Annotated in this window: 12 protein-coding genes; 7 read left to right on the top strand and 5 right to left on the bottom strand. The window is 66.0% G+C overall.

Annotated features, from left to right (window positions below; all coding sequences use genetic code 11):
• Positions 1-49 precede the first annotated feature (49 nt).
• Together ACF3NP_RS06270 and ACF3NP_RS06265 are read right to left on the bottom strand one after the other, a co-directional pair.
• Positions 50-1180 (bottom strand): ATP-binding protein, encoded by a 1131-nt coding sequence (locus ACF3NP_RS06270; RefSeq protein WP_181888059.1) that lies wholly within the window; start codon positions 1178-1180, stop codon positions 50-52.
• A 127-nt stretch (positions 1181-1307) separates the two neighbouring features.
• Positions 1308-1493 (bottom strand): hypothetical protein, encoded by a 186-nt coding sequence (locus tag ACF3NP_RS06265; RefSeq protein WP_181888060.1) that lies wholly within the window; start codon positions 1491-1493, stop codon positions 1308-1310.
• Positions 1494-1605: 112 nt separating this feature from the next.
• Here ACF3NP_RS06265 and ACF3NP_RS06260 point away from each other — a divergent pair, with 112 nt between their 5' ends.
• On the top strand, positions 1606-3120 hold the full coding sequence (locus tag ACF3NP_RS06260; RefSeq protein ID WP_181888061.1) for a DASS family sodium-coupled anion symporter: 1515 nt from the start codon (positions 1606-1608) through the stop codon (positions 3118-3120).
• Here the strand turns inward: ACF3NP_RS06260 and ACF3NP_RS06255 are convergent, their stop codons facing one another.
• Entirely contained in the window at positions 3121-3513 is a 393-nt protein-coding gene (locus tag ACF3NP_RS06255) for a hypothetical protein (RefSeq protein ID WP_181888062.1), read from the bottom strand. It abuts the gene before it with no gap.
• Between the two features lie 27 nt (positions 3514-3540).
• On the opposite strand from ACF3NP_RS06255, the gene ACF3NP_RS06250 reads away from it, so the two are divergent.
• A complete protein-coding gene (locus tag ACF3NP_RS06250; protein WP_181888063.1) occupies positions 3541-4455 on the top strand; it encodes an ADP-ribosylglycohydrolase family protein in 915 nt (304 codons plus the stop codon).
• Here ACF3NP_RS06250 and ACF3NP_RS06245 read toward each other — a convergent pair.
• Entirely contained in the window at positions 4441-5502 is a 1062-nt protein-coding gene (locus tag ACF3NP_RS06245) for an HNH endonuclease signature motif containing protein (RefSeq protein ID WP_269952500.1), read from the bottom strand. The two genes, ACF3NP_RS06250 and ACF3NP_RS06245, sit on opposite strands and share 15 nt — an antisense overlap.
• Positions 5503-5655: 153 nt before the next feature.
• Here ACF3NP_RS06245 and ACF3NP_RS06240 point away from each other — a divergent pair, with 153 nt between their 5' ends.
• From ACF3NP_RS06240 to ACF3NP_RS06220, 5 genes are read left to right on the top strand one after another with little or no spacing between them, the layout of a single operon-like run.
• Positions 5656-6765 carry a YihY/virulence factor BrkB family protein gene (locus ACF3NP_RS06240; RefSeq protein ID WP_181888065.1) on the top strand — a complete coding sequence of 370 codons (1110 nt, stop codon included), beginning with the start codon at positions 5656-5658 and terminating at the stop codon, positions 6763-6765.
• A 27-nt stretch (positions 6766-6792) separates the two neighbouring features.
• Positions 6793-7677 (top strand): SDR family oxidoreductase, encoded by an 885-nt coding sequence (locus ACF3NP_RS06235; protein ID WP_181888066.1) that lies wholly within the window; start codon positions 6793-6795, stop codon positions 7675-7677.
• A 48-nt stretch (positions 7678-7725) separates the two neighbouring features.
• Positions 7726-8991, top strand: coding sequence for an adenosylmethionine--8-amino-7-oxononanoate transaminase (locus ACF3NP_RS06230; protein ID WP_181888067.1), 1266 nt, complete (start codon positions 7726-7728; stop codon positions 8989-8991).
• Positions 8988-9665 carry a dethiobiotin synthase gene (bioD, locus tag ACF3NP_RS06225; RefSeq protein WP_392398477.1) on the top strand — a complete coding sequence of 226 codons (678 nt, stop codon included), beginning with the start codon at positions 8988-8990 and terminating at the stop codon, positions 9663-9665. Before ACF3NP_RS06230 ends, bioD begins: the two co-directional genes overlap by 4 nt.
• Positions 9662-10534: a patatin-like phospholipase family protein gene (locus ACF3NP_RS06220; RefSeq protein WP_181888069.1), complete on the top strand. Its 873-nt coding sequence runs from the start codon at positions 9662-9664 to the stop codon at positions 10532-10534. Before bioD ends, ACF3NP_RS06220 begins: the two co-directional genes overlap by 4 nt.
• Here ACF3NP_RS06220 and ACF3NP_RS06215 read toward each other — a convergent pair.
• Positions 10531-12162 (bottom strand): peptide chain release factor 3, encoded by a 1632-nt coding sequence (locus tag ACF3NP_RS06215; RefSeq protein ID WP_181888070.1) that lies wholly within the window; start codon positions 12160-12162, stop codon positions 10531-10533. The two genes, ACF3NP_RS06220 and ACF3NP_RS06215, sit on opposite strands and share 4 nt — an antisense overlap.
• Between the last annotated feature and the right edge of the window lie 16 nt (positions 12163-12178).

The following is a 12178-nucleotide window of genomic DNA, read 5'->3' as shown; positions in this document are numbered from 1 at the left end:
ACACGGTACGCAAAGTTGCGCAGTGTGTGCAACATTTGCGGTAGGGGTGCTAATCCCAGCCGGTGTCGCGCGTGCTGCGCTGGTTGAGGTGGTGGCCCATGTGGGGGATGACAAAGTTGAGCAGACCCCGGCGAGGGGAGTAGATCAGCTCACGGTCGATGAGCTTCTGCCGTACCATGGACATTTGCTGTACGCGTTTTCCCAGGTGGTGCGCGATGGCAGCGCTTGGCACCGCCTGTTGGTCCTCCTGTACTTCGGCCATCGCTTCGAGGTATTCGAGCTCGGCGGCGGGCAGGTGCAGCAGCGCTGGTTCGTGGACCAAGTCGCCCAGTGTTTTCAACACGTCTGGGGTCACTGCCGCGAGGTCGTCGTGGGAGACGGGCTGGCCCCGGCGGCTCGCACGCTCGAACAGGTGGTAGCCGAGGAGCTGGATTAAAAAGGGGTAGCCGCGTGTCAGTGCCGCGGCGTCCGTGAGTACCCCGTCGGGGATCTCGACGTCACCTTGCGCCGCGGTATCCCTCAGCACCGAAAGCGTCTCTGATGGCGTCATTGGGGCGAGCACGGCGTGCTGGGCGCGGCGCAGAAACGTGGTGCCCGGGTGTTGTAGTAGCGACTCCACGCCGTCAGGTAATCCGGCGGCGGCGAAGGCGATGTCGCGCCCGTCCCGGCGCAGATCCTGCACCGCGGCCGTGAGTTGCCACAGCTCTTTCGCGTTGACACTTTGGACTTCGTCCAGGGTGATCAGTACGCCGGATTCGGGCGGCAGCTCGTCGCAAAGAGTGTTCAGTGAACCGATCAAGGAGGGGGCCGGCTTGTCACCCGGGGCGGCGGTGGTTGAAAACCCGCCGATGCCGGAGACCGTCACGCCCGTGATGCGTCGCCGCTCTGGGTCCTGCTGTCGCACCGTGGCGAGCGCCTGCGGGATCACGGTGGCAACCAGCGGTTCGACCAGCTCGTACGGCTGAGCGCGTAGCACGATCCAGCCATGGCCGGCGGCTTCGTCTTCGAGCTCGTTGAGCGCGACCGTCTTGCCGATGCCACGCGGCCCCGAGAGAAGCAGGGTTCGCCTCGGGTCGCCGGGTCCGCCGTCCAGGCCGGCGCCGAAGCTGCGTGTGAGGCTGTCGTCGCCTCCGAGCACGACGGGTGAAACGCCGAACGTGGGGATGAAGGGATTACGCATCCGTGCCTCCTTGAGTCTTTATACTCTTTATACACGGGGATGTCTTTATACTCTTTATACTCCCGGTTCGTCGGCGATTTTCAAGGCCACGGCACGGGCGGGAAACGCTCGGTGAGACGTTGCTGCGTCACAGCAGTACGGAAACGCCGCGCACGACCGAATCCCACAGGCCGACCACCGAAAAGCTGAGGTCGCGTAGCGAAGCCTGCCAGGACTGTGGAAGGAAGTTGTTGGTGATGTCGGTGGTCAGCATGATGCGCAGATCCTCCGCGCCGTGGTGCATGTTGTAGTTCAGCTGCGAGCTCAGATTCATGGCAGCGATGCTACGCCCGCCAACGGCTAACCGTACGAACATCACATTTTGCAGGATTTATAGGAGTGACTAGCGTCAGGTATATAACAACCGAATCAAGGAGGGGCACGCAGTGACTTCAGCGACCACAGCAGTCACACCAGCAGCAAGCACAGAGCAACAACCCGCGGAAAAAGAACGCAACACCGGCAAGATCATCGCGTTCATCTTGGCGTTTGTGGCGCTCGGGGTGGTGATGATGCTGCCGATTGCGGGCCTGGCCATGCCGGCGAAAATCGCGCTCGGCATGCTCGCCTTCGCCGTGATCATGTGGGTCACCGAGGCGGTGTCCTACTCAGTTTCCGCCGTGATCATCGTCGGCCTCATTGCGATCTTGCTCACCTTCGCGACCGACCCCGAGACCGGCGAAGCAGTCGGCGCCTCGAAGGGCTTGAGCATCGCGATGAGCGGCTTCTCGTCGTCTGCGGTGGCGCTCGTCGGCGCGGCGCTTGCGCTGGCGACGGCGATGCAGGCCACGGGGCTGCACCGCAGGCTGGCGCTCTATGTGCTCAAGACTGCGGGCGAGAAGGTCTCCAACATCGTCATCGGCGCGATTGTCATCTCCATCATCCTGGCGTTCTTCGTCCCGTCCGCAACGGCGCGAGCAGGCGCCGTCGTGCCGATCCTCATGGGCATGGTCGCCGCGTTCGGCCTGGCCAAGGAGTCGAAGCTGGCGGCGCTTCTCGTTATTACCGCGACGCAGGCGGTGTCCATTTGGAACGTCGGCATCAAAACCGCCGCGGCGCAGAACCTGGTGGCCGTCGGCTTCATCGAGGACCAGCTGGGCCAGACCGTGTCCTGGGGCCAGTGGTTCCTGTGGGCCGCACCATGGTCAGTGCTGATGTCGATCGCGCTGTACTTCATCATGCGCCGGGCGATCAAGCCGGAGGCTGAAGCGATTGAGGGCGGGCGGGAGCTCGTCGAGAAGCAGCTTGCAGAGATGGGCCCGATGACCGGCGCCGAGAAGCGCCTCACCGCGATCGCCGTCGCGCTGCTGCTGTTCTGGGCGACCGAAGGTGTGCTGCACCCCATCAGCTCCGCCACCATCACCATCGTCGCGGTGGGCATCATGCTCACGCCCCGCATCGGCGTGATGGACTGGAAGTACGCCCAGGAACACATCAATTGGGGCACGCTCGTGGTCTTCGCCGCCGGCATCTCCCTGGGCAAGTTCCTGCTGGACACGGGCGCGGCGACCTGGCTGTCGGAGTCCACGTTTGGTGCCATCGGCCTGGCGTCCATGCCGATTCTGGCCACGATCGCGCTGGTGAGCCTGTTTAACATCCTCATCCACCTGGGCTTCGCCTCGGCGACCTCGCTGGCGTCCGCGCTGATCCCGGTCTTCATCGCGCTGGCGGCCACCCTGGACGTGCCCAATGACGGCATCGGGTTTGTCATCATTCAGCAGTTCGTCATCTGCTTCGGCTTCCTGCTGCCGGTCTCTGCGCCGCAGAACATGCTGGCCTACGGCACCGGCGCGTTCACCTCCAAGCAGTTCCTGCGCACCGGTATCCCGCTGACGATCGTGGGCTACCTGCTCATCCTGCTGCTGTCGGCAACCTACTGGAACTGGATCGGTCTGCTCTAACTACTCCACAATCAGGCCCAGGTGCAGCGCGGAAAGTTCGTGCTCGCCTGGGCCTTTCGGCAATTCAGCCAGCTCTTTGGCGGTCGCGGGCGTAATGGGAATGATCCACCCGAGCTTCGGGTCCAGCACCGGCACGGCCTCGCGCTCCACCGGCACGAAAGTGACGTCGCGCTCGCCTTCGCGCCGCAGCTGTACCGCTCCACCTGCGGCGATGCGGTCGAGCGCGGCCGCCGAGGTGGTCACAATGACCATCTTCTCCTCGGTGTCGGGGGAGAGTTTCGCGGTGTGCACCTCAAGCTTGTCGACGTCCAAAGGTTCAAACCGGTCCGGAAAATCCACCAGTGGAGTGTGGCCGAGGCCGAGGAGTTGGCGCGCGCGACTGAGAAGTCCCATGTTGGCTGAGTGTATAAGGTGGCGGTCATGGACATGATTTCGCGCGCCCGAGGAGTGCTCTACGGCCAGTGCATCGGCGACAACCTTGGCGCGCAGGTGGAGTTCTACAAGCCCGAAGACATCGCCGCCGAGTACCCGGACGGGGTGCGCGACATGCGCGACGGCGGTCACTGGGGTCTGAAAGCCGGCCAGGCGACCGACGACACCGAAATGGCCATCGAGCTCATCGACGCCCTGCGCCGTGCCGGCGGGTTCGACGAGTCGGAGGCACTGGCCGGCTACCAGCGGTGGATGGCAACCGACCCGTTCGACGCCGGCAATACGTGCCGCAGCGCGCTGGAGCGCGGCGAGAAAGACCACGGGTCTCAGGCGAACGGGGCCTTGATGCGCATCAGCCCGCTCGCGGTTGCTTACGCAGGCAAACCCGAGGAAGCGGAACGCTTCGCCCGCGCCGACGCCGAGCTCACCCACCCGAACCCCATGACGGTGGCCGCTAACGCGGTGTACGCAGGGGCGCTCGCGGATGTGCTCGGGGGTGCGGACCCGCTGGAAGCACTGCGAAACCGCCTCGACCGCGAAAACCTCGACCAGTACCGCGACGACCGCGCGATCGCCCGCGGCGACACCACAGCGACGTGGGAAACGCAGCTTCCCAACAATGGCGGGGGCTGGGTGTGCACCGCGCTCAACGCAGTCGTCTACCACGTCGCACAGGGCACCGACTTCGAGGAGGCGCTGGTGCAAACCATCGCGCTCGGCGGGGACACGGACACCAATGCCGCCATCGTGGGCGCATTTCTCGGTGGCGTGGTAGGGCAGCACGCCATCCCGCAGCGGTGGCACGACGTCATCGACGCTATCGAGCCGCCGCTGGCCCACAACCGCCCGGAGCGCTACGTCCCGCGCCCGCGCGAGTGGGCTGCGGCGCTACTTGCCGAATAACAATTTCATCGCCCCGAACTGGTGGTACGGGTTCGGCACCGCATAGCCCCTGGGTGAGACCCACACCGGCATCCCTCCAATGAAGCGCACCCGGCCGCGCTTGTTGATGTGCGCGTCATCGTCGTTCGTGCGGTTGTGGTACGGGCACAGCATGGCCAGGTTTTTCATGTTGGTTTCCCCGCCGTGCTTCCACGCGATGATGTGGTGGACTTCGCAGTGGTCCGCGGCGTGGCGGCAGTCCGGCACCAAGCACACCGGGGAGGTCGCCTTGGCCAGGATGCGCTGCTTGTTGTTCGCGCGACGCTGCCCCTGGTACAGGTTCACCGCTCCTTCCTCCGGGTGGAACAGCGCAACCTGGAGGGTGTCACCCACGAGGTACTGCAGGTACTCGGCGCCGGTGATGGTGGTGCCGTCGGTCAACCCCAGGATCGTCTCGTCGCCCTCTCCGGCGAGGATGCGGACATGGTCCTCGAGCGGCACCAGAATTAGTGGGGTGGGGGAGGCGGTGGGGACGCTGTAGCCGTCGCGAAGCAATGCGACAAAGCGCTCGAGCATTTGCGGACCGGCGGGTTTGGAGGTGTCGATGCCGCGGCGCAGCGCCGCCTCCAGGTCGGCGAGGAAGCGCTCGTCGAAGACGATCTGGAGCACCCGTTTGCCGTCGATGGACTTGGAAAACGAGATTGAATCCTTCCGCGGCTTCTTTACCGCCGGGATCAGCTCTTTCGCGGCGCGTTCGAGCGACTTGTACCGCTTCGACGCCTTGAGCAGCGCCAAGCGCAGCCGCCAGCGCGTGCCTTCGCACGTGATGGGCTTGAGGCGGCGTTCGATCATGGCCAGCTGCTCCACGGAAAAATTCCCTTCGCGGGCCCTGTTCAAGGCTTTGCGTTGCTGTTTCACGTGTTTAGTGCGGCCGAAGTAGACCTTTTCCAGCTTCTGCCAGGCGGTGGCGGTGGTCGGGCTCATGCCGATGGAAAGTGCGGTGTCGCGGTCGAAGTTTTCAAGGTGGTCGACGGTCGGGCGGTTTTGGACGAAGTGTTGGAAACTCATGCGGGCAAACCTAAACGAAAAAAGCAACCCCACAAGGCCCTGCAAACGAAATCTGTGGATAACCCGCGACAGCCCACCGAGTTATCCACAGATTTGGAAACGCTGGGAACCCGCGTACAGTTTCGCGACCACTCGCCGGTTACAGTGTCTGACATGGCAGAAAAGGGCACCTCTTACCGCGCTGAGCTGGTCATGCCGTACGGCACCGGCGACGTGGTCGTCTCCCCGCACGACTACGAATCACCTCTCGGGCGCGGTAACCGGCTCACTCGCGCCGGGTGGAAATCGGTGCTGCGCCGCATCGTCACCGACTTCGCCAACGACGCCATGGTGGACCGCGCCGCCGCGATGACGTACTACACGCTGCTGTCGGTTGCGCCGATGCTGCTAGCCTCGTATTCCATCTTCAGCCTGCTCATGCCACGCGAAGAGGACGCCCCGGACTCGCTGCTCGCCGAGCTGATCCGCTCGTACGTGCCCGCGGAGTTGCAGGAAGATGCGCTGGCGTTGGTGCTGTCGATTGTCGGGACGCCGTCGCAAAGCACGATTGCCCTCGTGGTCTCGGTGTTGATCTCGCTGCTGTCCGCATCGGGGTATGTGCGGTCGTTTTCGCGCAACGCGAACCTCATGTACGGCCGCACCGAAGGCCGCCCGATCGTGGTGACGTGGGCGACGATGTGGCTGGTCACGCTCGTGCTTGTCGTCGGCGCGGTGGTGATCATTTTGGGCGCGTTGCTTACCGACGGCATCGTCAACGCCGTCCTCGGACCCATCGCACGGCCTCTGCAGCTGGAAGACGAGCTGGAGTACCTCACCTCGATCTTCCTGCCCGTGTGGGACTACCTGCGCGGACCCGTGATCGCGGTGGTGGCGGTCGCGCTGGTCAGCGTGCTCTACCACTTCACGCCAAACGTGCGGCCGGGGCGGTTCCGCGTGCTCACGCTCGGCTCGGCGCTGGCGCTCACGGTGGCCAGCGCGCTGTGGGTCGGTTTTGGCTGGTACCTGAAGCTGGTCGGCGTGCGCAGCACCTACGGCGCGTTCGGAACGGTGCTTGCGGTGCTGGTGCTGGTGTGGACGGTCAACGTGGTGCTGCTGATGGGCGTGAAGATCGACGCCGAGGTGCTGCGCGCCAAGGAGCTGCAGGCGGGGATGGATTCGCGGCGCTGCATCCAGGCGCCGCCGCGCTCCAGCAGGGGTGCTGCGGGAAGGCTGCAAATGCGGCGGTGGACCGACCGGGTCGCCGACGAAATTTTGGACAGTTGAACACCGGCGCGTCGGTAGCGTGGTGGCATGACGTTGATTGATCCGCGCACAAAGTACCCGTCCGAGTTTCCCTCCGAGCCGCGCCAGGACAACCCCGGCCTGGATGTGAAGATGGCCACCGAGCCCGACCTGGGCCAGGAATCCTACGTGGGATCCGGCAAGCTCGAGGGCCGTCGCGCACTCATCACCGGCGGCGACTCCGGCATCGGCGCCGCTACCGCCATCGCGTTTGCCCGCGAGGGTGCGGACGTGGCCATTTCCTACCTGCCGGAGGAGCAGGAGGACGCAGACCGCATTGTGAAGCTCATCGAGGACGCCGGGCGCACGGCAGTGGCGATCCCGGGCGACCTGCAGGAGCTGGACAACTGCGTGGCCGCGGTGGAAAAGGCCGTCGAGGGCCTGGGCGGCATTGACATCCTGGTCAACAACGCCTCGCGCCAGGTGTGGAATGACGGCATCCTCAACATCTCCGACGATGACTTCGACGCCACCATGAAGACCAACATCTACTCCGCCTTCCGTGTGACCAAAGAAGCGGTCAAGTACATGGAGCCGGGGTCATCCATCATCTTTTCCACGTCTATTCAGGCCTACAGCCCGTCGAAAGAACTGCTGGACTACGCCATGACCAAGGCCGCCTTCAACAACCTGGCCAAAGGCCTGTCCGGTGAGCTGCTGCCGTCGAAGGGCATTCGCGTCAACGCGGTCGCGCCGGGGCCGATCTGGACCGTGATCCAGCCTGCCGAAGGCCAGCCCAAGGAGGTCGTGGACAACTTCGCGCAAGACTCCGACATCGGCCGCCCGGGGCAGCCCGCGGAGCTCGCCGGCGCGTACGTCTTCCTCGCGTCCGAGGCCGCGTCCTACATCTCCGGCGAGACACTCGCGGTGACCGGCGGTGCGCTAACTCCGTAGCGCTGAACACCGTTCAAAACAGCCGGTGAGCTGCTAGGGTTCTAGCTCATGCACGCCCATGAAATCGCCGACATCGACGCCGCCCATATCTGGCACCCCTACGCGGAACCGGGGCAGTTCACTTACCCCGTCGACAGTGCCGCAGGCGCGCGCATCACGCTTCACGACGGCCGCGTGCTCATCGACGCCATGTCCTCCTGGTGGGCCGCGATCCACGGCCACTCCAACCCGCGCCTGGTCGCGGCGGCCGAGGCGCAGATTGCCAAGATGAGCCACGTCATGTTCGGCGGGCTCACCCACGAGCCGGCGGCGACGCTGACGAAACGCCTTCTCGACCTCACTGGCGGGGTGTTTTCCCAGGTGTTCTTCTCCGACTCCGGCTCCGTGTCGGTGGAAGTGGCGATGAAGATGGCCCTGCAATACGCCATCGGGCTGGGGCATCCGGAGCGCACCACCTTCCTCACCTGGCGCTCCGGCTACCACGGCGACACGTTCGCCACCATGAGCGTGTGCGACCCGGATGGCGGAATGCATTCGATGTGGGGCGACGCGCTGAAACCGCAGGTCTTCGCGCCGGCACCGCCGGTGCGCGGGGCGTCCGCCGCCGACCGCGATGCCTACCTCGAACAGTTCGCGCGCCTGATCACGCCGGAGATCGCCGGCGTGATCGTCGAGCCGGTGGTCCAGGGAGCAGGCGGCATGCGCTTCCACGACCCCGAACTGCTTTCAGGGCTACGCACACTTTGCGACGCCTCCGGCATCCCCCTCATCGCCGACGAAATCGCTACCGGGTTCGGCCGCACCGGCCAACTGTTCACCACCCTGGACAACGGCGTGGTGCCCGACATCATGTGCGTGGGCAAGGCGATGACCGGCGGGTTCATGACACTTGCGGCCACCCTCGCCACCGAGAAGATCGCATCCGGGATGCAGCCGCGCGCGCTCATGCACGGCCCGACGTTCATGGCGAACCCGCTCGCGTGCGCGGTCGCGGCCGAGTCCGTCGCAATGGTGGCGGAGGGGCAGTGGCGCGACCAGGTCGCCCGGATCGAAGCCGGCCTCGAGCGCGGCCTGCGCCCGCTGGCGGATCTCCCGGGCGTGGCGGACGTGCGCGTGCTCGGGGCTATCGGCGTGGTCGAGCTCGAGCACGACGCGCCCATGCGCGAGACCACCGAGGCCGCGATGGCCGAGGGAGTGTGGATCCGGCCGTTCGGCCGGCTGATCTACACCATGCCGCCCTACATCTGCACAGACGAAGACATCGCCCAGATCTGCCGGGGTATCACGGCAGCAGTCAAGGAGGCCACCAAATGATCATCGCCATCACCGGCACCAACACCGACGTAGGCAAGACGGTGGCCACCGCCGCCATCGCCGCCGTGCTCAAGCGCCGCGGCGTCGACGTCGTGGCCGCCAAACCCATCCAGACGGGGGAGGCACCGGGGCAGGGGGATGCGGCAGCCGTCGAGAAGCTTGCTGGCGTTGCGACGTTTGAGCGGTGGCGCTACCCGGAGCCACTCGCGCCGAACCTCGCCGCGCGGCGGGCGGGGATCCAAACCCCGAGCCTGGACGAGGTCGCCGAATGGGTCCGCAGCCTCGATGCCCCGGGGCGCGTGGTTCTGGTGGAAGGCGCAGGCGGGCTGTTGGTGCGGCTCGCGGACGACTACACGCTCGCCGACATCGCCAAAGCCGCAGGTGCCCCGCTGGTGGTGGTGACCTCGCTGGGCCTGGGCAGCCTGAACCTCGCCGAGCTGACCTGCGTCCAAGCCCGCGCCATGGGCCTGGAGGTGCTGGGGCTGATCGGCGGCAGCATGCCGGACAACCCGGACCTGCCCACGCGCCTGAACGTCGAAGAGCTGCCGGAAGTCACCGGCGCCGAGTACTGGGGCCACCTGCCGGAAGGCTGCGGGCGCCTCAGCACGGACGAATTTGCGGAGATCGCCTGGGACGCGATCGGGGAGGCCGTGCGCGTAGGCTCGCGTGCATGATTGACGCCCGCGACACCGCCCTCATCTTCGAGGGCGGAGGCACCCGCAACTCGTACACCGCCCCTGTGGTGGAAAAGCTCATCGCGGAGGAGGTCCAGGTCGGTTGGGTCGGCGGCATTTCCGCCGGTTCGGTGCACGCGTTGAACTTCGCCTCCCGCGACACGTGGCGCTCTGAGAACGCGTTCACGGAGTTCGTGGGCAACCCCAAATTCGGCGGCTGGCGCTCTGTGGTGCGGGGCAAGGGCCTGATCAACGGCGAGTGGGCGTACGAGCAATCCGAGGACGTCCTGCCGTTCGACTTCGACGCGTTTGCCCGGACCACCGAGGAGATCCACGTTGAGGCGGTGCGCGCCGACACGGGGGAGACGGTGGCGTTCAACCGCGAGGACCTGCGCACCTTGGAGGACGTCGCCCTTGCCGCGCGGACCTCGTCGACGCTGCCGATCCTGATGAAGATGCGCGAGATCGACGGCGTGCCCTACGTCGACGGCGCGCTCGGCACGTCGGGCGGTTTGCTCATCGACGCCGCCCGCGCCGCCGGCTTCACCCGTTTTCTCGCGGTGCTCACCCGCCCGCGCGATTACGTCAAGGGGCCGCAGAAACGTGAGCGCGCCGTGCGCCGCATCCTGCGCAACACGCCGAAAGTCGCCGACGCGATGGTGGCTCGGCCGGGCATCTACAACGCCGCGAAGCAATCGCTTATCGACGAAGCTGCCGCCGGCAACGCCTACCTCTTCTTCCCCGACGAGATGGGGGTCGAATCCACCGAGCTCGACGCGGAGAAACTGCGGGCGAACTACGCGGCCGGCCAGGCCCAGGTTGAGCGCGATTGGCCTGCGATGCGCGAGTTCCTCACCGCGAAGCGCTAGTCCGCGATGAGCGGCTCGATGGTCAGCTCCGGGTGCTCCTTCTCGACGAACGCGAGCTTCCACTTGTCGCCGAACAGGGCGATGAGCTCGCCGTCGGTGCGGGTGAAGATCTCCACGCCGCGCTGACGCCCCAGCTCCGGCGCGGAGTCGGCGTCGGTGCGGCGCGCTACGGAGTAGGGGATCGGCTCGGTGACGGTATCGACGTTGTACTCGTTTTCCATGCGCGCCTGCATGACCTCGAACTGCATCGGGCCGACGGCGGCCATGACGGGGGCGGCGTCGCCGCGGGCGTCGTTGCGCAGGATCTGCACCACGCCCTCGGCGTCGAGCTGGTCCAGCGCTTTACGGAACTGCTTGTACTTGCCCAGCGACTTCGCGCGCAGCGTGCGGAAGTGCTCCGGCGCGAACTGCGGCATCGGCGGGAACTGGACCTTCTTGCCAGCGTAGATCGTGTCGCCGGGCGCCAGCGCGCCGGCGTTGACTAGGCCGATGATGTCGCCGGGGTACGCCGTCTCCACGGTGTCGCGGTTGCGGCCGAACACGGTCAGCGCGTACTTCGTGGAGAAGCTGCGCCCGGACTGCGCGTGCGTGACCTGCATGCCGCGGTCGAACTCGCCGGAGACCACGCGCATGAACGCCAGGGTGTCGCGGTGGTTTTTGTCCATGCCGGCCTGGACTTTGAACACCACGCCGGAGAAGTCGTCGCCGACCTCGCGCTGCTCGTCCATCGCGGCGGTGGAGGCCTCGACGGCCTTCGGGTCGGATGCGCGGCCCTCGGGTGCCGGGGCGATGGCGCACAGCGTGTCCAGGATCTGGTGCACGCCGAAGTTCAGCATCGCGGAGGCGAAGATGATCGGCGAGGTGATGCACTGCTCGAAGAGCTGCTGGTCGTGCACGGCGCCGTCCTCAAGCAGAAGCGACGCCTCCTCGAGGGCGGTCTCCCACACGTCGCCCTCTTTCGCCAAGGCTTCGTCGGGGGAGTAGTGCTCCTCCGGGGCGATGGTGGAGCCGCCGGCGGTGCGCGTGAAATGAATGTACTCGTCGATGGAGCCTGCGACATCGACGTGCGCGAGCCCGCGGAAATCGCCCGCCTCGCCCACCGGCCAGTACAGCGGAGTCGGCTGCAGGTCGATCTCGGAGACGATCTCGTCGACAAGCTCAAGCGGCTCGCGGCCCACGCGGTCCCACTTGTTGATCACGGTGACAATCGGCAGCCCGCGGGCCTTGCACACGCGGAAGAGTTTCAGGGTTTGCGGCTCGAGGCCCTTGGCTGCGTCGATAAGCATCACTGCGGCATCGACGGCGGAAAGCACGCGGTAGGTGTCCTCGGAAAAGTCCGCGTGGCCCGGGGTGTCCACCAGGTTGACCACGTACGGCTCGCCCTCGTGGCCGTCGGGTGCGTACTCGAACTGCAGCGCCGAGGACGCGACCGAGATGCCGCGGTCTTTTTCCATCTCCATCCAGTCCGACACGGTGGACTTGCGGTTGCCCTTGCCGTGCACCGCTCCGGCCTCCGAAATCACGTGCGCGTGCAGCGCCAGCGCCTCCGTGATCGTCGACTTACCGGCGTCCGGGTGGGCGATGACGGCGAACGTGCGGCGGCGCGCGGCCTCGGAAACGGTACTCATAAGCAGCTAGCTTATC

This window comes from Corynebacterium lehmanniae, assembly GCF_043161975.1.
GTDB classification, from domain to species: domain Bacteria; phylum Actinomycetota; class Actinomycetes; order Mycobacteriales; family Mycobacteriaceae; genus Corynebacterium; species Corynebacterium lehmanniae.
Note: the sequence above shows the minus strand (reverse complement) of the source record. Positions and strands in the feature narration are given on the sequence as shown.

What these genes read in the sequence shown, in the direction of transcription:
- ACF3NP_RS06235 (WP_181888066.1), top strand. Translation starts at nt 6,793, where the DNA reads ATGACGTTGATTGATCCGCGCACAAAGTACCCGTCCGAGTTTCCCTCC.
- bioD (WP_392398477.1), top strand. Translation starts at nt 8,988, where the DNA reads ATGATCATCGCCATCACCGGCACCAACACCGACGTAGGCAAGACGGTG.
- ACF3NP_RS06230 (WP_181888067.1), top strand. Translation starts at nt 7,726, where the DNA reads ATGCACGCCCATGAAATCGCCGACATCGACGCCGCCCATATCTGGCAC.
- ACF3NP_RS06270 (WP_181888059.1), bottom strand. Translation starts at nt 1,180, where the DNA reads ATGCGTAATCCCTTCATCCCCACGTTCGGCGTTTCACCCGTCGTGCTC.
- ACF3NP_RS06215 (WP_181888070.1), bottom strand. Translation starts at nt 12,162, where the DNA reads ATGAGTACCGTTTCCGAGGCCGCGCGCCGCCGCACGTTCGCCGTCATC.
- ACF3NP_RS06240 (WP_181888065.1), top strand. Translation starts at nt 5,656, where the DNA reads ATGGCAGAAAAGGGCACCTCTTACCGCGCTGAGCTGGTCATGCCGTAC.
- ACF3NP_RS06245 (WP_269952500.1), bottom strand. Translation starts at nt 5,502, where the DNA reads ATGAGTTTCCAACACTTCGTCCAAAACCGCCCGACCGTCGACCACCTT.
- ACF3NP_RS06220 (WP_181888069.1), top strand. Translation starts at nt 9,662, where the DNA reads ATGATTGACGCCCGCGACACCGCCCTCATCTTCGAGGGCGGAGGCACC.
- ACF3NP_RS06250 (WP_181888063.1), top strand. Translation starts at nt 3,541, where the DNA reads ATGGACATGATTTCGCGCGCCCGAGGAGTGCTCTACGGCCAGTGCATC.
- ACF3NP_RS06255 (WP_181888062.1), bottom strand. Translation starts at nt 3,513, where the DNA reads ATGGGACTTCTCAGTCGCGCGCGCCAACTCCTCGGCCTCGGCCACACT.
- ACF3NP_RS06265 (WP_181888060.1), bottom strand. Translation starts at nt 1,493, where the DNA reads ATGAATCTGAGCTCGCAGCTGAACTACAACATGCACCACGGCGCGGAG.